Genomic DNA, 20,922 nt, shown 5'->3' on the forward strand with positions numbered 1-20,922 from the left:
TAGCTATATATTTTTAATAAGCTCCCTGAAGCACTTCCTCTTTGCACTTTTGAAGTAAAATTCTTATGGATTGTGAAGGTGATACGTACTTTAGATAATAATCATGCGCATTTCGTTCGAGAGACTTCCTGTATGCTGTATCATTTACTATTAATTCAATGGCATTACGTATTTCATCTTCGCTACCAGAAACAATGTGAATATGTTTTCCATGAACTAAAGGTTCAGGTAACTGATTTATTATTGGAGTTGAAATAATTGCTTTTCCTAGGGCTAAATATTCACCTAATTTCCAGCCGTGACACAGCGCCCATGCTGGTGTATTGAAAACCAAAATTGATGCTTTTATTTTATTGATATATGTTCCCTTTGGAATCCATTTTTCGTTAATAATAAAGCGTTGAAAACGTGGATTCATATTTTTTACCTTACTGTATATAAATCCACCTTCAAAATTTATATCGGGTAAATTCTTACAAACATTCATGAAGTTTGCACGGTACAAATTTACTGTTTCGTCATTGTTTATCCATTGATCGCTACTCCAAAGAGTATTAACAGAGTAGATATAATCGTCCGTGCTTTTATTGGGTTTATAATTACTGATTCCTACCTGCCTGCTTTGTTTATAGTAACTGGACAAAAAACTTTTAATCTTACTTAATTTTCTTTGAATTCGAACTAGATTCTGAAAACCATAGATTCCGGTATCTAGATTGCTCCATATTTTAACGCCAAAACTAGGCGCTAAACTCGCTATCTTCTGATGATACTGTTCAGATGTTTGAGCTGGATTAAAGTTTATCTTTCCGTATACGTCACACCAGGCGTAATCTGATGGTTCAATGCTAGTATCGTCGCTCCAATCGATGATGTATTTATGAACTACATTATCGTTGAAAATAATGAATTTTATAGCATTACTTGGCTTTAATTTACGGAAATAACGATACGAAAAATTAACATTCGATTCTCCAAATACATCATATAAGCCTTTAATATAATAGGCTGTATAATCTATATTTGAATGAGGGTCTATGTATACTTTCACGTTAGTTTTAATTGATACGTTTCATTTGACCAATTACACAAACATCTTCGTTAGGACGGTTGTGGGTAAATGGAATATTAGCGAATTCATCGTCTAGCATTACTTCGCGAATATTTTTGAACATATCGGCGCGTTCGAGCTGATAGATTAAGCCATCCGCATCATAACACCACTCATGTTTTTCGTTTGGCAGACTGTGCGAGAATATGGAAAAATAGAAACTGTTGGGGCTATCGCTTGGAATCCGGTCCAGTGCCCAGTCGAAACCGTCACGTATCTTACCTGATGCGTATAAGTTGACGTACTTTTTCAGATCGGGTGTTGAAATGAGGATATAGCCGTCGTTGTTGAGCAGTTTGGCACAGTTTTTTAAGACTGTGAGTCCCGCTTCAGGGCTGAAGTGTTCAAAAACGTGCTGCATACGTATCAGGTCGAATTTGCCGAGTTTTTCCAGCGCCGACTCAGATGCATTTACCATATCTAGCCGATAATATCTTCCTTTTTTATCGATCAACGTTTCGGGAAACAAATCGACGTAAGTGAAATATTCATCGAACGTACCACCGCAGCCAATTTCCAGCCATCTGGTTTTGTTTTCTGCCAGGAGTTTCGAACGTAATCCGCCATTTTTACAAGCTTTCAGAAAAGCACCTTTTCCTTCAAGCGAAGGATGGAATTTTTCCAATTGTGATGTATTGTAGGATTGTATCGTCCTCTTCGTGAACACAATAAATCCGAGACTGTCCAGAAAATTGATAACTCCTTGCTTCATATTGTCTCAGGCTCGGAGTTTGTCTAGTCGAAATAGCAGCCTGTATGTATTCAGTATCATAAACCAAGCCAATCTATTTCGCTTCAACCGTCTTATAATTATACCATCCAAGTGAAATTCCTGGTAGTTTGGTAAAATACTGTGCGGCAACGTACTGTTTAGCACCTCAATACGTTCTTTCCGGTCTAATTCTTTATTGCTGCTGCTGATGCCAGTCAGGTCGAAAAATGCTACGTCGACATCTCGGTAGATCACTTTTTCATTGTGCATGCCGACAGTTATCAGATAAAATTTCCAGTCAGATACGATCTTCAGCGATTCATCGTAAAGGCCGTATTGTTCAAATAATGAGCGTTTTATGTAGGCCGATGAATGGGAGATCGTTGACCGATACATATCCAGCAACGTAATCTGACGACCGTTGTAACCGCGTTCAACAACTCGTTTCCCATTTATTTTCCGTACTTCATTGCCATATATAATGCTACAATCTGGTAAATCACGTAGCATTTGCTCGGTTACATCTGGGCTAACCAGATAATCGCCTGAGTTTAGAAACTGGCAGTATTCTCCGGTGGCTTGCTGTATCCCTTTATTCATGGCATGATAAATGCCTCGGTCTGGCTCACTTACCCAATACGTAAGTTTGTCCTGATACAGCCTGATTAGCTCGGCGCTTCCGTCTGTTGAGCCGCCGTCAATGATAATGTATTCGAAATCGGGCGAAGTTTGATTCACTACGCTGTCAATCGTTTTTCGCAACCCCTCGGCGTTATTATAATTAATGGTTATAATAGACAGCTTTGGCATGGCGGGGGTAAGCGTAAAGCGTATACAGGATGCTAACTATCTGATCAATTTGCTGATACGTTAGCTCGTAGAACAAAGGAAGCCTCACAAGGCAGTCCGAATAGCGGTCGGTGTGAGGTAGTGCCCGGCCGTCGTGTTTGTCTTGGTAATAGTCGCTTTGATGAAGGCTGAGGTAATGGAAAACGGCCAATATGCCCTGTTCTTTTAACGTAGCGATGAGCCGGTTACGATCTTCCAGCGAATTGCACACCAGGTACAACATGTGGGCATTGTTGCTGGCGTAATCGGGAATCAATGGTAGCTGAAAATGTCCTTTTTCGGCCAGCGGACGTAACGCTTCGTAATAATAGCTCCACAAATCCATCCGACGATTTTGTATCTGCTCTAGGTTTTCTAACTGAGCATACAAAAACGCCGAAATAACTTCAGACGGAAGAAAGGACGATCCCACATCGACCCAGCCATATTTATTGACTTCACCCCGGAAAAACTCGCTTCGGTTAGTGCCTTTTTCCCAGATAATTTCTGATCGATGCACAAAACGTTCGTCATTTATGGCCAGTAATCCGCCTTCGCCCGCGATAATGTTTTTGGTTTCGTGAAAGGAAAAAGCCGCCAAATGACCTATAGAACCTAAAGCGCGACCTTTATAAAACGACTCGATAGCCTGAGCCGCATCCTCAATAACGAGCAGATTATATTTCTCCGCCAGCCGCATTAGCTTATCCATGTCGCAGGATATACCGGCATAATGAACAGGCACGATAGCTTTGGTTCGTGGCGTAATCAGCGCTTCAAGCAACCGGACGTCGAGATGGGGCTGGCTGGCACTGCTATCGGCAAAAACTACCTTGGCTCCCTGGCGAATGAAAGGCAAAGCCGTTGAAACAAAGGTGTATGACGGCACAATGACCTCGTCGCCGGGTTGAATGTTAGCCAGTAATGCCGCCATTTCAAGCGCGTCGGTGCAAGAGGTAGTCAGCAGGGCTTTGCGAAAGCCATACCGCTTCTCCAGAAAACGCTGGCATCGCTGCGTAAACAACCCATTTCCAGAAATCTTTCCCGAATTGACAGCCTCAATGATGTATTGCGTCTCCTTGCCGGTGAGATACGGTTTGTTGAACGGAATTTCGATTGAGTTCATAGCCAGACGTGGTAAATGTTGGTCTTTGACAACAACTGGCAGTTTAGTTTTTCATAAAATTGACAAGCCGCCCGATTCGACTGCTGCGTACTTACATTCATCTGCGCTACGTTATTGGCGTACAGATAGTTAAGCATGTGCCGAAAGTAAGCTTTGCCTATGCCCTCACCTCGTTTCGTATAATCGGTTGCTACAAGCCCCGGCTGGGCTATGCCCTCAGAAATTTTTACGGTGATCAGCCCGACGTTTTTTTTGTCAATCCTGTAGGCAAATACCTTGTCGGCGATTACCGAATCAATGGATTTATCAACCCAACTCCGATACAGTTGCTGAAAGGCTTCTTCTGAAAAAAACGGATCGACTTTGAACCGCGAATACTCACCACACTGGTAAGCCAGATCGTATAGCTGGCTTCTGTCTTCATCTGGGTGAACTGTATACATATTCGGGTTATTGCTGGCGAACGGCTGATCAATCTGGTACGTGTACGTAGTTCGAACATCGACAAGTCTGGCGTTAAATCGCTTACAAACCGTATCGGATAGTAGCTGATTTTCAGGGGTGAACAGATACAGCAACTCATATTGCTGCTTTTGAGCTTCTGCCAATACGTTCACTGCGGTTACTACGTCGTCGGGTGTGTGGAACTCGCATCTGCCGATTTTTTTCCCGAAGAAATCACTGTCCCATTTCAGGTATTCGAGCGAGGGCATGGTAACGAACGTACTAACCAAAATTAAGCGGCTATTAGTTGATGAATTTGCTGCTGAAACGACCGTCGCCCGTAGAGCGAAACGGCCATTTCGCGACAAGTCTGCGCCATTGTAACGTAGCAGTCGTTGGTCATCTGAATAAGGGAAAGAATGCCCTTTGCCAAATCGTTGAAGTCGTTGATTTCGGCGAGATACCCCGTTTTGCCCGTTATAACCAGATCCTGCGCTACGCCTGTATTGAATGCAGCAACAGGCGTGCCACACATGATAGCCTGATTAACCATAATTGGGCCTGAGTCTTCAATGGATGGGCAAACAAACAAATCGGCCGCTTGATACGCTTTGATCAGATCAGCTTCGTTCAGATGCCCGGCGAGTTTAATGTTTTTTCCCTCAAACGTGAGTGGGAAATTGCCGGCAATGAGCAGCGTTACGTTGTCGAACTGCAAACCGTTGATGGCATTCACGAGTAACTGCATTCCTTTTCGTCGTTCCTTGAGAGATGCCGCTCCGAAAAAAATAACTTTATGCTCAGCGGGCAGACCGAAAAATGACTTTGCTGCCGTTTTGTCGCCCGGTACAAATTTATCTTCATTAACGTAGCCCAGCAGCTTTGCCACGGGCTTGTCGTTGAAAAGTCTCGATTGGCGCGCCCGTTCGTAATCGCTGTTGGAAAACGCCATCACGCCTAACGTAGCGGGTAAATATTGAATTTTTAATTTCAGGTTTTCGCTGGCGAGCCACTGATCTGCTGGCGATGAAATAGCCAGGCACGTACTGCAATCGGATTTGTACCCCTCGCACGACCACGGATAATGACAGCCGCCCGTTAAAGGCGCGTTATCGATCATCAGCCAGTACATTTTCGCACCAGTTAGCTGGTGCAACTCGTTCATTAGTTGGGCGTTGATAAAATCGGTAACCCAATGCATAAAAATGACATCTGGTTTTGCCGGAAGCGAGTCCAGAATTTTCTTCGCCGATATGGTCGAATACCGTTCGTAAATATTGTAGAAGTAATAATCGTAATTGAACGTAACATGCTCCCACTTCGATTTGGCAGCTTTTCGGGCGAGTTTCGAGAAAGGCTTACTGAGTCGACTTCCGGCGTATTTCAGTACGTTCGGCGAATCGGTTTTTTGATCCATCACGACCAGATTGGATTCGTAACCCGCCTGACGGAGAAGGTCATTGAAATCAACCGCGAATTTCCCGGCTCCTCCGTAATCCAGCGCCGATAAATTTAAAATAGTCAAAGCCGTTTCAGAATTACGTTTCTATGTTAACTAACTCGTTGTGAGTGACTTCACTAATTTTAAAACGGCTTTCTTGGCAAAGCTTCGTTTTCCCGGATTGAAAAACCGTTCAAACACGTACCAGTCGAAATACGTATCCGCTTTTTTTGATGTCGGATGTTTCAAAGGCCATTTTAATGTTGAAAACGGCAAATGAGCATAATTGGAATTGACATCGAAGGTGTGCGTCGAATGCTCGTCGAAACCAATGTTGGCAATCAGGTTAACGGTGGGCACGAGGGTATAACTCCCGTGATACAATCGTGCGAAAAACCACTGAAAATCCCACACGTCGTTACGTACCTCTTTGAAATAATAGTCGAACTCGCGGGATAAATGATTGAACAGCGCGTCGTTCGTTACGTGTTTTCTGACCCGTTCTTTCCCGGCGGCAGTGGCCCACCCGCTTGCTACGTAGTCGAAGTTGTTCCAGGCCCGGCGCCAGGTGGCCCATCCCCAACTGAAACCCATGTGCGAGAATAGGTAGGAGGCCGTTGAAAACTTCCAGTCGACGGCCGGATTCGTACCGCAGATCATGGAAACGCTGGTATCTGATTTATATCGATCAAGCAATTCCTCGCAGAATAAAAAAAAGCTTTCGTGCGCAAGACAGTCATCTTCCAGAATAATGCCCTGTTCTACATGCTCAAAAAACCACGTAATGGCTTCGGCTGGGCCACGGCCGCATCCTCGGTTCTGATCGCGAAAAAGCGTTTTTACGTCGCACGGCCAGTCAATCTGATTGATGATTTCGCGGCTGGCAGCGCAGCTCCGAATGTCTCCCGGTTTATCGGGTCGTGGACCGTCGGCAGCGATGAATAACTGATCAGGTTTGACCTTTCTGATTTGCGCGAATGATTTCTGGGCAGCCTCCGGGCGATTGAAAATAATCAGCAATACGGGCGTAGCGAGCATAAAAAACTACTTGTCAACTGGTTTTCGGGCTTCGATAAACAAAGCGGCAGGGTCGAAAACCTGGCCATCTTTTACATCTAAATTGTAGCTTGCCCAGTCAGGTACGTCGCTTTTAAAGGGCGTTTTCTGGGTAGGATTTTCGAAGCCAGTTTTTAACAGCAACCTGGACAACGAGAAACGGTCATACATCCAATAATGAATTTCACCCCCGTTTCGGAACTGCCCCAGACGTATCGATTCCCGCTCTTCCGATGTCAGAACCGCCGAAAGGAGCCTGCTACGTATCTTTTTGTAATTGAGGTTCCGGACAATTCTTTCAAACGTGCGTTTAAGACGTGGACGTGCTACGTTGGTTTCAGTACGTTGTTGATAGTGGTTCCTTAGCGCCTGACCTATATAACCGCTACGTTCCAACACATATGTTTCGTTTTGCAGCTCCGGTTTCGCAAAATAGGTTCCCATATGACCACCGGGCCTGTTACGTACCGTTTGATCATACATTTCGAGCAAAATCCAGTCGTAATTTGCTTCTGCTACGTCGGTTCTCTCCGAAACACACAAATTCATGTATTTCTGATATTCGTTCACAATGTTTTCGAGGTCGGGAAGGACAACCCGGATGATACCTCCGGGCTTTAACACGCGAAAACATTCGGCTAGAAAATCATCAGCTTTTTCTTTGGGAATATGTTCAAGCACCTGCGAATGATATACTACGTCAAACTGGTTCGATGGAAATGGAAGCCCGCTCAGGATATTGTGCTCCATAACAGCAGGATGGCTGGAAACCATATCAATATTGACCCAATCTTCGTGGAATTTATGGCCGCACCCAACGTTTAACAGCATCTTTTTCACGCCAGAAACAAACTTGTTACCAGTATTCAGGCCACTAGCCTGCGGAGATTTTTTACAATCTTATAGAGAAATACAAGCCCGCCGTAGAGCACTTTCTGGTCCTTATACCATACCAGAATCTCCAATTCACGCTCGCGTTTGTGCCAGTAATCGTAGTCATCTAATACGCGTTTGGGAAGACTTTGGCTCAATACAGCGCTGACTTCCTGAAGCGTATAGGGGTTCGCGTTAGCCGTTTGCCCGCCCATGTCGTAGTAAGACAGAAACTTGTTTACGTATTTGCACGTAGCGTTCTCGAGGATGATGGATTTCAGCCAGAATGCGTAATCCGCGTGCAGACGTAGCGTTTCATCGTACATACCAAAACGGTCGAATAACGATCTCTTAATCAGTGTAGACTGATGACCAATTGTGCTTTTGAAAAAGTTACGCATGGTCAGAGTAGGGGAGTAGCTCAGCGGCTCGAACCGGTTGTTGTCGTAACTTAAATACGTATTGAAATAAATGACATCCTCGCCGGTGCATTCGCTAACGGCTTCCGGCAGAATCCCGCTAACGAGCCAGTCGCTGGCGTTCAAAAACAAACAGTAGTCGCCAGTAGCTTGGGCAATGCCTTTGTTCATGTCGGCGTATATGCCCGCTTTCGGTTCTGATTGCCAGTATGTTATCAGGCTAGTGTATTCGCGTATTACGTCTTGACTGCCATCGTCGGAATTGCCGTCAATCACTATGTATTCGCAATCACTGGTAAGCTGGGACGTAACGCTTTCCAATGTCTGGCGCAAACCGTTGGCATTGTTCCAGTTGATGGTTATTATGGAAAGCTTTTTCGACATAATGCCCAACGTAGCATCACCAGGCGATGGCTTTATTTCTGAAGCTCTACGTACGTATTTACTTTATCCTGATTGGCGCGGGTTTCTAATCCGTGGAGTTCAGCGTGGTCCGAGGTGCCATACGTAGTGAATGTTACGTTCGAATAGCCCAGGTGCGTAGCTACCAGCCGCAGTTCTTCGCGACTATAGAAATGAATGTGCTCCCACTGATCGTAACAGTCCTGTTTTGCTACGTTAGCTGATTGATAGGACGTTGGTCCGAAATAATGATTCTTCAGAACGCCTTCTAATCCCGGAAAACTCATGCGGAGTATGCCGCCGGGTTTTAATACACGATAGCACTCGCTCAAAAACGTAATTGATTCTGCCTGAGAAATATGCTCGATAAAATCTTCGCAGAAGCCGTACTCAAAGCAATTGTCGGCAAAGGGTTGGCGCGAGGTAAGGTCCAGTGTTCGATAAAAAAACAGTTCGACCGGATGCTGATCGGCATCGGGCATCTGGTTCCTACGCCAGGCGGCCAGCAGTTCTACAGGTAAAGAATCGACATTGACCCATTCGTTAAGCAACTTTGTTCCGCAGCCGTACTGAATCTTGCTGTATCCGTTTGTATCAATGAAAAACCTCTCGTCTGCCTGGTTCGGGAATTTGTTTGATTGAATTTTTTTCAATTCATATCCCAATCCATTGACGGCTGAATACAAACTTCGTTTAAGCGATTTAACCATGTTTTGCGTGGAATTTAACTATGATTAATAGGCTGCTTCGCGATAGAAATAGCCTTCGGCCTGTAATATCTCGCCCGTGTCGTAGTTGCGGTGACCGGCTTCCAGGAGCATGAGTTTGAAACCATGATCACGTAGCAGGTTAACCATCTCGAACATAAGCGTTTCGCCTTCATAGAGTGGCATCAACGATAGTTCCATCTGGAACCCACTGATTTTGTCCAGCGAACGCAGACATCCTTCGAAAACCTGCTTCTCGTAACCCTGCGTATCTATCTTTACGTAAAGCCGCGAATCTTCGGTATAATATTGATCGATCAGTGAATCGATGGTTTGTACGGGTACATCGATTTTGTAAAGCGAAATGGATTCAGGAGCGCTCGCTACATGTATGGGCAGTACGTCCAGTATCGAACTACTATACGAATTCTGTGATACGTTAATTGACGTTTCGCCGATAAAATTACCGATTGCCGTATGAACAACGGTCCAGGCAGCATCCTGATCAGACGTGTTTTTAGCCTGCTGAAAGGCATCAGGAAGTGGCTCAAACGAAACGATCTGACCGGTAAAACCTAATTTTCGGAGTCGCTGACCAAACTGGCCTGTGTTAGCCCCTACGTCAAAAACCAGATTGATATTGTATTTTCTGAGCAAATCAAGTTGCTGACGTAGCATCGGATCAGTGGGCAGATGCAGAATATCGTACCCAAACTGTTGCGCAATATTTTTTAATATTTTTCTCATAATCAGAACAAGCGCAATACGGTTCGCTGCATGCTACGTTTCACCCGTCGACAGAAGACCCCAAATCGAATGACGCCGGTATTTTCTAAAAATTTGTAGACCCTATATTCCCGGCTCGCCAGCCACTGATTTGACTGTTTTTCCAACCTATCGAAATGCTCATAATCGGCTAGAAACAGTGGATACTTTTGCTGTAAAATGCTACGTTGTTCGCGCCGGGGAAGAGAGTTTGTTTCTGGGTTGCAACTAATTCCATCCATACTAAAATAAGCCACCACGCCCTTGAAATGCTGATACGTATGCTGCTTTACCAAAAGTGCTTCCAAAAAAAAGAGCCAGTCCGATGCTATTCTCAACTGTTCATTATAAAAACCAAGACTGTTGAACAAAGAACGTTTGATGAAAGTGGCCTGATGAGGCAGCATGCCCGAAAAAAAAGTCTTGGCCGTTACGTTGTCAGGCGAAGTGACCAGCCATTTTACCTGATCGAGATTTGTATCGTAAAAATAAATGTCGCCAGAAACGATATCAGCTTGCGGATTTTCTGAAAAAACACTCGTTATTACATTATTGTCGACCAACCAATCACCCGAATTAAGGAATAAACAATACGTACCCGTAGCCAGCCGAATTCCTTTATTCATGGCGTTGTAGATACCCTTATCAGGTTCGGAAATCGAGTGATGAATTTGGGATGCATAATAATCAATAAGCTGTACACTATCATCTGTAGACCCGCCATCAATTACAATATGTTCAATTGATGAATAGGATTGGTTTACTACGCTTTCAATCGTTTTTTTTAAACCTGATGCATTATTCAAGTTAATAGTAATAATTGAAAGACTAATACCCATTGTACGTAAAATATTAGGCTATTCGCTCTGCCAGAAAATTAGTCGTTAAAAATAATTCGTAGTCTTCTCTATAAGCGTCAATTTTATGAAGCCCATTCTGAACAATTCGATAAATAGTATACTTATCCTTTAGTTGATAGAAAAAATCTTGAAAATAGGTTTTAGAATCAATATTACAGCCGCCAAACTCAAATTGTATAAAATCTATTTTACCTGCATCGATCATCTGTTTGGCACCTTGCAGCACTTGTATTTCATGTCCTTCAACGTCTATTTTTATAAAATGTATATGATCAATAAAATTATCTTGACAAAATTCATCTACCGTTCGAAGATCTACTTCTTCGCAATAACTCATTTCAATATTAAAATGATCTAATTTTCTGTTGTATAAACTTGCTAATGCTGATTCGTTCTTCTCACTAAATAAAGTAACTTTTTCAGAGTGGCTACCGAAGCCAAAATTGTAATACTTTATATTATCGAACTCTTTCGTATTAGTTAATAACTTACTATAAGTATTGATTGATGGTTCAAAGCAATAAATTGATGCACTTTCAAAATGTCTCTCTAGCAATATTACATATTCGCCAACATTTGCGCCTACATCAAAAATAGTTACGCATTCCTGCTTACTCAACTTCTTATAAATGTAATCAATTACACGGGCTTCTCCGGAATTATCTGGTGAAGCACCGCTACCAATGTTCATGCCTGCTATGGAAAGTCGATGGAGACGCTCAAAGAGCTCCTGATTTTCAACTTTACCAGACATTGATTGGTTAATGGTATTAGAATTAAGGAATTTATTAATCAGCTTTTTGACGAGGATTACCTGTACACCGTTAAGTATATTTCCAGACTTAATAAGCGAATATAATTTTTGCGAAAAAGACATAATATATGGATCTAGAACCTATTAAATCACCTTCTTAACAATTCGTTTGATTTGTTTATATAAGCTTACCACTTCAATTTCTCCGAAAAGTAATTTTTGTATGTATACATCAGCTTCATAATTTCTAGTAATCGTTGCAGGATGTATCAATGGAAAACGTAGATCATACATCGGTAAACTGGCGATTATACCGTTAGGATCCTGAAAGTGAGTACCACTTGCCCCATGGCCAATATTAGAAACCAGATTCGCTTTTGGTATTATAGCTAATTGCCGGTTCAACATGCTATGATAATGGAACTGAAAATCCCACATATCCTGTGGCTGATCTTTATACATCCAATCGAACCGGTGCTTCCACCATAAATAGTAATTCTTTTCTCTGAAAATAAACTTCAGCGCACGCATGGACTTCCGTTTTTTCCAACTACCAAGGTTAAAATCGAAGCCTTGCCAAGCTCGACGCCACGTAGCCCAACCCCAACTTGAAGGGAAGACAGAAAAATAATAATCCGAGGGCGTATTCATAGGCTGAAGAGCCTGAAAATTATTACCTGAAATAGCTGATATTGCCTGATTGTGACGGTATTGACTTAATAATTCCTGACAAAAAGAAAAAAATGACGGATTTGGCAAGCAATCGTCTTCTAGAATAATTCCCTCTTCTACATGGTTGAAAAACCAGGTAATTGCTTCCGATGGCCCTCTACCGCATCCAATGTTCTGATCACGAAAAAGCGTATGCACATCGCACGCCCAATCTATATGGTCAATAACCCACAACTTAACAGTATTGCAGGTCTGTTTTTCATCTTCCACAAATGAACGAGGGCCATCTGCCGCAATAAATAACTTAGCAGGTTTATATAAACGTATCGTTTCAAAAACTTTTTTAGTTTCCTCAATTTTATTAAAAATAATAAACAGAACTGGTACAGTGTTCATATAAACTTTTAAATACTCAGTTTTGAAGCAAGTAATGAAATCAAAGGATTTTTATCATGCCAAATGGATTTAAAGGCATGACTAATAAATGAAATTGATTGGTTTTTAAAAGCATACTTAGCGCGTTTCATATACTCAAGAGCAATACACCTATTAACGATACTTGCATATTTTCCTTGAAATTCTTTGTTTAAATAAATAAGATGCTGGATGTATGTTAAGTAGCTTAAATTACTATTCGTTATACTGTTCGGATGTCTTCTATACACACACATGACATCGTTAAGACAGAAAATTTTTCCTTGCTCACAAAGTTTTAGAAATAGAATTATGTCATAAAAAAGAAACTTATCTAAATAACTAAACGCTAATGAAGCAGGCTTCCTAAAAACAACCGAGGCCGTTGGAATTAACCAACTCGATAATATCTCTTCTCCAGAATAAGTACGTTCATCAACAATACTAAAAATGTTAGATGTGGGATCAAGATTTTCATATTCATGTACTTCTAAACCGCTGTGGAAACACATGCTATAATCTGGATTTGCTTCTAGAAAATCAACTTGCTTTTGTAATTTATACTTATCTGTCCAATAATCATCACCCTCGCAGATTGCAATATACTTACCAGTACAAGCATCGATATTGTCAAAATAATTATACTTCAAACCCAAATTCTTAGGCCTATATCTAAGTTTAATTTTATCTGAATATTCTTTTTGATAAGTATTTAAAATATCTCTTGTTGAATCAGTACTGTAATCATCGCATACAACTATTTCGAAAGAGAAAGTTGTTTTTTGCATTAACGCTCCTTCAATAGCCTCTCTAATAAATTTTTCATGATTATAGGTTATTAAATTAACACTTACTGTATAGTTATTTTCTTGACTCATACTATTACAACCTAATCCAGGATTGAGGGACAATGTCATTGTCTGGCAATGTATTAAACCACTTTTTAGGCGCTATTACCAATTTGTTTGGATTGCTGTTTAACCAGGCACCCCACCAGCTAAAACTGCTATTTGCAATAATATTATGCTTGCAATTACTCATTAAGAACATATCCTGCCAACTAGATTTCCCTTTGTTCCAATCAATTAGCGTATAACTAAAGTCTTCGAAATTAGATTTGACCCATTCTGGTTCATCAGTGAATACATAGAATACCGGACTTTTAATTTGATCTGAAATATATCGCACTGATGCTCTATAATAAGATAGTGAGCATACATTGCTAAGCTCAGTATTACCAGTGTAATCCCCTCTTCTAATGTGAATACTTACTGAATTTGTACTTTGTATACGTTCTAAAATACACCTTGTATGGTTATTAATCAATGCATGATTAAATTTAAAAATATTTTTTATTTCAGCTTCGTAGGATTTAAAATATAATTCAGACTGCCAAAAACCTTTATATATTAGAAAAGGATAATTATTGTCAATAAGTGATTTAAAAAAGCCTACTTGCGTTTGCTCAATTTCAATGAATATAGATTTTTTTATAAAATTAAAAAAGCTATATCTATAAAATACATATTTACTCTTGCTGACTTGCGGAAAAACTGATTGGATTTCATAGCCGTTATGCTGTGCTTCGCTCAATGACGGATTAATTATTATAGATGAATACAATTTTCTTTTCTTTAAGCTATGATAAAATGCATAAGCAAACATCTGATTGCCTAGGCCGCCCATAAATGTTATAATATTTAACAATTTTAGTAGCTATTATATCGTTATGAATATTCTATTAATAATAATTCTTAACTATATTATATGTTACTCGTAGAGTACGAATCCATTTCTCTAGTCCAACTAATTTAAAATAGGTAAATGAAAAATAAATTTTTAATAATTGATTTAAATCTATTTTATTAATACAAATCGCATTGACAATTCCGTAAAATGCAGCTTCTTCTTCTTTGGCCTTTTCCACACTATCTGCATGGTTCACGGAGCAAGGTAGTTCCTTTTTCCACTTATTATGCAATTTAATAGTCTCAAAAAACCAGGATTTATCATAACTGCCTCCTGATACATGTGATAATAGTATATTAAAATCAACTATGACTCTATATCGCTTATTCACTTGTAAAGAAAAATCTATATCATAGCAGTGAAAATTTTTAAACGATGTCTGATCGAATGAAATCTCATGAACAATTCTTTTGTGAGTAAACATAAAACATCCATCAATTGAAACAACCTGAACTAAGTTTTCATTTGAGATATTTGTTTTATAATGAACGGGCTTCCCAGAGCCAGTATGAACAATGTTTACAGCAATAAACCTTGTTGGATCGTGCTGAGATGTATGCCATCCTGATAATACCCAGGATTTATATCCAGATCCAGCAACGCCAATTAATCCAATAGATGAATCACTTTCAAAGTCTTGTATTAATATTTCACCCCAGTTGTCTGTATTGAAAGTGATATCTTCGTGAACAAAGCATATATATGGGTAGTTTGCCAATTTTAAGCCTAAATTATATACTTCGCATAGCCCGTATTGCCCTTTATTAAATACTTGTATTATTTCATAATCTGTACCGATTGTTTCTTCAACTGATTTTGTGAATTTTTGAAATAGGTCTTCTTTATAAGAAGATACAATTAAAGAGATCATTTCTACTTTTTATAGTTTTAAACTAGTATTTGCTGATCTAAAATAGTTGATAATTCTATTTGCTCTTCTTGTGTATTTTCCTAATAAATAGCAGATATGATCTAAAAATTGTGTTTTGTAATAATAAAGAGGTATGATTTTTTTGAACCAAAAATTGTTATCGTGAATACCAAAATCATTTCTGTACCAGGCATGACAGCCTGTAGGTAATTGCTGAGCATTTGCTTTGTAGGCCTGGCGAGGGTGCGCTTCAAAAGCAAAAGTTAATGCCTCTTTTTTGTCTGGTAGTTTGTATTTATTTTCGCTTAATAGTATAGCTAGTATCATATCCTCAGGCCAACTTTTGTTTAAAAAGTTCTGTATCCGCTCTTCTTTATATTGTAACACTTTAATTATAGTCTGAATATGTCTGAGTGAAAAACCACCATTCATGAGAATTATTTTCTGATCTAGTTTTGTGTTGAAATCAACAAAGTATTTGTGTCTGATTATTTTTAAGATATCTTCGTGAATAGGTGCGCCAACCAAAGTATAGTTCTTGTTACACCATTCACTTATTTGGTCTTTAAATATATAAGCATCTAACTGATACAATAGTAAAAAATTATAATCTGTAAACTGTTGATAAAAACCTACCGATAGCATTAGGCGATTGTATCCATCGATACCTTGGAAATACTGACTATCAATGGCTTTTATTAAAAAATTTACTCCAGCCTTTTTTAAGCGTGTGTCATAATATGAAACATCAAGACCGTCTGGATGAACGATACATATATCGTATTTTTTTAAAACTATAAGGCATTGTGATAATGACTTCTTCTCAAAAAAACTTATTTCTTTTTTATAAACTGGTACTATGATTACAATATTTTCCAAACCGCTCTATTGATCGTAACTAATGAATAATCCTGACTTATTCTTTTTTATGTATTATTTGGCTTTAAAGGCTAAGAAAAGCTGCAGCTAACAGACTTTTTAGCTGTTTTACCGGTTTTACCACTAAATTGCCTAATCTGTAGGACAATGAATTGTATACTTGTAATTGCCCTTTAATATTTTCGCTTATGAGTTCATCATACATAAACTCATCTCGAGACATAATTCTATTAGCCTCTGCATAGTTAATTGTCGTATAGTTTAAATTAATTTCTTTACCATCTGTACATATTGCGAGGTTGTATTTTGGTTCAAACATTTTACTTTCTCCATTCTTATTAATAATTAAAGGCTTTTTATATTTCTCACTTTCATCATCTAAAGATATTACTGATCCTACAAATATATTCTGGCTAAAGAAGATAGAATTTTTGAAATTTTTATTGATTAGTGATTTGAATTCATTCCCATACAACTCTTTAACATGAAAATGATTTACATGAATAATTTCATCGCTATAATGTAATTTGTCAGGTGAGGATATTACTAATAATCCGTCTTTTTTTAAAACACGCTTTATTTCATCGATCATCTCTTGGTGCTTATCGATGTGCTCAATTGTTTCGAAACTTATTACAATATCTACTGATTCGTTTTGTAAAGGAATTAAGGTCGCATCTCCTTTAGTGAATGTTAAATTTTTTCTCTTATATTTTTTCTGCGCATGTTCAATAGCTTCTGCGCTAATATCTACTCCATACACCTGATCCGCGAACTGGGCAATAAGATTAGAACCATATCCCTCACCGGAGGCTATATCCAACACTTTCTTATTCTTAAGATCTAATTGGTTAGTTACAAAATAATACCTGTTCAGATGTTCGCAGGCAATTTCCCCTGAAAGTTCTGGTAAATATCTTTCTCCCGTGAATTCCATGTTAATTTTTTAATTTTTGTAAAGTAATTGACGTTCTTCCCATTTGAGATGGGGTCTTACTAATCCAGGTAATTTGCCTTTATAACTTTCACTTCCTGTTATCGCAATCTCTGGCTCAAGCACATTAATTCTAAGTACATTTATTTCATGAAATAATTGCTCGAAAGGTTCATATTTCATACACGCAAAGCTAATCTTTATGTAGTCACTCTGCAATAAATTAGCTGGTATCCACACTGTAGTTTTGTAATGGCCAGGTGTGAATATTTTATCTTTTTCTAGTTTTATATTGTCATGCGAAGAAAATAAATGGATGTCCATACTGCTGAACACATTTATTCCATGAGTAAATGAACTTATTTCACTTAATAATTCATATTCGACACAAAACCCAATCTCTTCATTAATATAAGCATGACTGATAGGTTTATTTTCTTTATTAGTTATATAAGCTTTTTTTAATTTTATTTTATCATTTCCCGGCGCATTTTCGTTTAGCCATTTTTTTTCAGTTACTGAATTATTACTTGTTATATGCTTGAATATGACATTTTTAATAGGAGCATCGCTCTTAACTATACCGTTTTCTAACAAGATACCTCTATTACATAATTCACTCATTATTGTCATATTGTGGCTCACAACGAGGACAGTTCTTCCATCTTTTTTATTCACGTCCTGCATCTTTCCGACCGCTTTTTTCTGAAATTCAGCGTCTCCTACTGCCAAGACTTCATCTACTATTAATATTTCAGGTTCCAGGTGGGCTGCTACAGCAAATCCTAAGCGAACTATCATGCCACTTGAATAGCGTTTTACGGGGGTATCGATATACCGCTCGCAACCAGAAAAATCAATAATCTCCTCGAGCCTGCTACGTATTTCTCGTTTATTCAGTCCAAGAATGGCCCCGTTTAGAAAAATATTTTCCCGCCCTGTCAAGTCGGGATGGAATCCGGTTCCAACCTCAAGTAAACTGCTTATTCGACCGTTAAAATCGATGCGCCCTGTAGTAGGCCCGGTTACTTTTGAGAGTATTTTTAATAGTGTTGACTTTCCAGCACCATTTTCGCCTATTATGCCAAGAATGTCGCCCGGCATGACACTAAATGAAATATCTTTTAGTGCCCAGACATACTCGCTCGATCCTTTCAGTTTACGATCATTTATTTCCCCTATTTTTAAAAGTGGATCTTCTTTCCCCTGAATGCGGTGCAACCAGCGCTGAAAATCGTCTCGAATTGTATTCAAGCCAATATTACCAAGGCGGTACTGTTTCGAGATATTTTCTACCTTAATGATCGGCTTCATGAGTTATTTACTCAGTTCTGCTTTATAGAATCCCTCTTCAATTGTCAATCCTCTCAGGTGTACATTGCTTAAAAGATGAGAGGTACATGGGAGGGCATGATTGAAGCATTGATCAGTGTCAAGCGGATAGTAGCACTTGACTTTCTTGTCAATTAGAAAGTAGCTGTATGTGGGCATATTAGCAGACTCTAGTGGGTAAGGTATTAACAATCTCTGACTTATATTCTTGGCAAAGTGCCAAGGATGGTTCCAGTTATTTTTTAAAAATATGAGAGCTAATAACAGCCCTGGAGCATAGAAAACGTATTTATTACTTGTCTGCTGTGTATCTAAGATGTTTATGCACAAAGCAATGGCTGCCAGAAAGAATGAAATACAGTATCTCAAACTTGGTGAACTCAAAAACATGAAAAGAATGCCTAAGGCAGATACAATGATTGATGCTAAATGGAATTGATTGATTGATAATTTCTTCGTGATCAGTTTAGAAAATAATATAACTAGAAATGTAGATGCCATTACCATTGTCAATATCTCTACAAGCGAGTGGTCAAAGAACCATACCGTAAGTTGAGAAAGCCCTGAGCCTGCATCTTTAGGTAAATAATAAGTATCAATTACTTTTTTTTGAAGCACTACGTCACTTAATGGTACTTTCCAATCGACGGAAAAAAGATCTAAGTATGGAAATGGAAATAATAGCCATCCTGTGATAAGTACATTTTTTGTAAGCCAGGGAATCAAAATGAAAGCGCTAATTAATATTGTTCCTAGCGCTTTTCTTTTAGACTGCCAATAGCTTTTAGAAAAAACAATAAAGATTGCTAACAATAAGACTGGAATGGCAGATAACTTTATTGTAATAACGTACGTCGATAAAATAACTACTGAATATATGTCATCTTTATTTCTTTTGTACGACAAACCTGCCAATAATATAGATAATACCAGAATATAAACGATAATATCATTTGATGTAGTTGATACGTGTGGCCAATAATATTCAATTAAGGCATAGAAAATTAAGATTAAGCTAGCTACAAATAAATACCGTTTAAAATCAATTGAATAAACTATTATTGAGAACAACCATATACAGAAACAACTAACAATTGTAAAGTTTATAGAATAAATAGCTTGTCCAAACCAATTTTCCAATGAGAAAGCTGCATATAAAGGAAAGATATTGAAATTGTACCCTAGTACAATATTCAGATTGGCTAACCCCGCAATTGTTGAGTGTTCTCTTGTCCACTTTATAGCTGGTACGTGATATAGCGCTGCGTCATAATGAAGATTAGGCGTATATAATGACTGGAAAAACGTGATTATAATAAATAAACTTATAACTGAAAAGATAATTGGCCTGTTAATGATTTTTATAAGTAAATAGTTAGTTAAGTTAGAAATGTAGAATGATAACCATTTTCTGTACCTAAAAGCTACCATAAATAGAATACAAAGAAAAATACATAAACTTTTTTCATTAACAGGGTAAGCTATAGAAATGGTTGTAAAAACTGCATTCAGACAAGCAAATCCAATTAAAAGATCATAATAATATGAAGTTGACCAACCAATTATTTTTTTTAGTATCCCTCCGATGGTCAGGAAACAGAGAACGTATAATAATGAAACTAGAAATTGGGCAATCATTTTTTAGAAATAGTTATTGGCTTACTTATATTATTTAAACAGTATCCATAAAATTCTTTTCTGTATTGTTAAATATGATATACCCAATTAGAAAAAAACTGATTGCGAAGCCTATTGAATAACTTAATAGTTGCCAGGAAAGTAAGCTCGTTCCAAAAAAGCTGTATTTGAACGTTTCAATTATGCCAGTCATCGGATTGATTAGCATAATTGGTGCATATTTCGAAGGTATGGCCGACAGTGGAATAATTACAGGCGTTGCATACATAAGTAACTGCATGCCGAAGTCGACTAGGTATTGTAAATCACGGTAACGGGTTGTTAATGAGGAAATCAGCATGCCTAACCCAAGCCCCATAATTCCCATGCTAAAAATGAGTACTGGTAACAATAACAAGGTGCTGTTCGGGCGAAAGTGACTACCAGTAACTAAATAATAGAGATAGATGATCAGAAATAGTAGTAAGCCAATGCCAAACTGAATGAGGTTGCTAAGTACTACCGAAATAGGAGTTACTACTCTTGGGAAATAGACTTTTCCAAATAAGTGAGCATTAGCCGCAAATGTATTTGACGTAGATCGGAGGCAGTTGGAAAAATAGTTCCAGGCCGTTATTCCTGCTAAATAAAAAAGAATAGGAGGAATTCCGTCGGTAGGCAGTCCAGCCATGCGACCGAAGGCAACGGTTAATACAAGTGTTTGAAAAATGGGTTGAATGAAAAACCATATTGGCCCCAGAACGGTTTGCTTGTATTTAGCTACAAAATCACGTTTAATAAATAACGTAACCAGATCGCGGTACTGCCATAATTCGCCCAGTCTAAAATCGAACAGGCTGTTATGGGGCGTTATTGAATGCGAATACGTATCGTTAGTAGGAGTCACGTAGTGGCCGGGTTATGATCTGACAGCTTTCTATTGGCTTGGGTGCTAC

The 20,922-nt window shown here is 38.9% G+C and carries 22 protein-coding genes; all 22 read right to left on the reverse strand.

What is annotated here, in order from left to right:
- Positions 1-13: 13 nt before the first annotated feature.
- Entirely contained in the window at positions 14-1,051 is a 1,038-nt protein-coding gene (locus ACYVF1_RS06750) for a glycosyltransferase (RefSeq protein WP_461076863.1), read from the reverse strand.
- Between the two features lie 7 nt (positions 1,052-1,058).
- Positions 1,059-1,823, reverse strand: coding sequence for a methyltransferase domain-containing protein (locus ACYVF1_RS06755; protein ID WP_461076865.1), 765 nt, complete (start codon positions 1,821-1,823; stop codon positions 1,059-1,061).
- Between the two features lie 6 nt (positions 1,824-1,829).
- Entirely contained in the window at positions 1,830-2,633 is an 804-nt protein-coding gene (locus tag ACYVF1_RS06760; protein WP_461076867.1) for a glycosyltransferase family 2 protein, read from the reverse strand.
- Positions 2,605-3,777: a dTDP-4-amino-4,6-dideoxygalactose transaminase gene (rffA, locus tag ACYVF1_RS06765; protein ID WP_461076869.1), complete on the reverse strand. Its 1,173-nt coding sequence runs from the start codon at positions 3,775-3,777 to the stop codon at positions 2,605-2,607. Before rffA ends, ACYVF1_RS06760 begins: the two co-directional genes overlap by 29 nt.
- Complete coding sequence (locus ACYVF1_RS06770; protein ID WP_461076871.1) at positions 3,774-4,490, reverse strand: GNAT family N-acetyltransferase; 717 nt, start codon at positions 4,488-4,490, stop codon at positions 3,774-3,776. Before ACYVF1_RS06770 ends, rffA begins: the two co-directional genes overlap by 4 nt.
- Positions 4,491-4,513: 23 nt before the next feature.
- Positions 4,514-5,746 (reverse strand): glycosyltransferase, encoded by a 1,233-nt coding sequence (locus tag ACYVF1_RS06775; RefSeq protein WP_461076873.1) that lies wholly within the window; start codon positions 5,744-5,746, stop codon positions 4,514-4,516.
- 30 nt (positions 5,747-5,776) lie between these two features.
- A complete protein-coding gene (locus ACYVF1_RS06780) occupies positions 5,777-6,700 on the reverse strand; it encodes a nucleotide-diphospho-sugar transferase (protein ID WP_461076875.1) in 924 nt (307 codons plus the stop codon).
- A 6-nt stretch (positions 6,701-6,706) separates the two neighbouring features.
- Positions 6,707-7,549 carry a class I SAM-dependent methyltransferase gene (locus tag ACYVF1_RS06785; RefSeq protein WP_461076877.1) on the reverse strand — a complete coding sequence of 281 codons (843 nt, stop codon included), beginning with the start codon at positions 7,547-7,549 and terminating at the stop codon, positions 6,707-6,709.
- Positions 7,550-7,584: 35 nt separating this feature from the next.
- On the reverse strand, positions 7,585-8,394 hold the full coding sequence (locus ACYVF1_RS06790; protein ID WP_461076879.1) for a glycosyltransferase family 2 protein: 810 nt from the start codon (positions 8,392-8,394) through the stop codon (positions 7,585-7,587).
- 32 nt (positions 8,395-8,426) lie between these two features.
- Positions 8,427-9,122: a class I SAM-dependent methyltransferase gene (locus ACYVF1_RS06795; protein WP_461076881.1), complete on the reverse strand. Its 696-nt coding sequence runs from the start codon at positions 9,120-9,122 to the stop codon at positions 8,427-8,429.
- A gap of 24 nt (positions 9,123-9,146) precedes the next feature.
- Positions 9,147-9,866, reverse strand: a complete 720-nt coding sequence (locus tag ACYVF1_RS06800) for an FkbM family methyltransferase (protein ID WP_461076883.1) — start codon at positions 9,864-9,866, stop codon at positions 9,147-9,149.
- A gap of 2 nt (positions 9,867-9,868) precedes the next feature.
- A complete protein-coding gene (locus ACYVF1_RS06805; protein WP_461076885.1) occupies positions 9,869-10,723 on the reverse strand; it encodes a glycosyltransferase family 2 protein in 855 nt (284 codons plus the stop codon).
- 13 nt (positions 10,724-10,736) lie between these two features.
- The gene (locus ACYVF1_RS06810; RefSeq protein ID WP_461076887.1) at positions 10,737-11,621 is read right to left on the reverse strand and encodes an FkbM family methyltransferase; all 885 of its coding nucleotides are present in this window, start codon (positions 11,619-11,621) and stop codon (positions 10,737-10,739) included.
- 21 nt (positions 11,622-11,642) lie between these two features.
- On the reverse strand, positions 11,643-12,566 hold the full coding sequence (locus ACYVF1_RS06815) for a nucleotide-diphospho-sugar transferase (protein WP_461076889.1): 924 nt from the start codon (positions 12,564-12,566) through the stop codon (positions 11,643-11,645).
- An 8-nt stretch (positions 12,567-12,574) separates the two neighbouring features.
- The gene (locus tag ACYVF1_RS06820; protein WP_461076891.1) at positions 12,575-13,501 is read right to left on the reverse strand and encodes a glycosyltransferase; all 927 of its coding nucleotides are present in this window, start codon (positions 13,499-13,501) and stop codon (positions 12,575-12,577) included.
- Complete coding sequence (locus tag ACYVF1_RS06825; RefSeq protein ID WP_461076893.1) at positions 13,467-14,291, reverse strand: alpha-1,2-fucosyltransferase; 825 nt, start codon at positions 14,289-14,291, stop codon at positions 13,467-13,469. The genes ACYVF1_RS06820 and ACYVF1_RS06825 overlap by 35 nt, the downstream gene beginning before the upstream one ends.
- A gap of 34 nt (positions 14,292-14,325) precedes the next feature.
- Complete coding sequence (locus ACYVF1_RS06830; RefSeq protein ID WP_461076895.1) at positions 14,326-15,204, reverse strand: glycosyltransferase; 879 nt, start codon at positions 15,202-15,204, stop codon at positions 14,326-14,328.
- Positions 15,205-15,213: 9 nt separating this feature from the next.
- A complete protein-coding gene (locus tag ACYVF1_RS06835) occupies positions 15,214-16,083 on the reverse strand; it encodes a DUF5672 family protein (protein ID WP_461076897.1) in 870 nt (289 codons plus the stop codon).
- Positions 16,084-16,147: 64 nt separating this feature from the next.
- Positions 16,148-17,020: a class I SAM-dependent methyltransferase gene (locus ACYVF1_RS06840; protein ID WP_461076899.1), complete on the reverse strand. Its 873-nt coding sequence runs from the start codon at positions 17,018-17,020 to the stop codon at positions 16,148-16,150.
- A gap of 9 nt (positions 17,021-17,029) precedes the next feature.
- Positions 17,030-18,331: an ABC transporter ATP-binding protein gene (locus tag ACYVF1_RS06845; RefSeq protein ID WP_461076901.1), complete on the reverse strand. Its 1,302-nt coding sequence runs from the start codon at positions 18,329-18,331 to the stop codon at positions 17,030-17,032.
- A gap of 3 nt (positions 18,332-18,334) precedes the next feature.
- Complete coding sequence (locus tag ACYVF1_RS06850) at positions 18,335-19,987, reverse strand: LIC_10190 family membrane protein (protein WP_461076903.1); 1,653 nt, start codon at positions 19,985-19,987, stop codon at positions 18,335-18,337.
- 34 nt (positions 19,988-20,021) lie between these two features.
- Positions 20,022-20,873, reverse strand: coding sequence for an ABC transporter permease (locus tag ACYVF1_RS06855; protein WP_461076905.1), 852 nt, complete (start codon positions 20,871-20,873; stop codon positions 20,022-20,024).
- Positions 20,874-20,922 lie beyond the last annotated feature (49 nt).

Source organism: Spirosoma flavus (genome assembly GCF_054778555.1).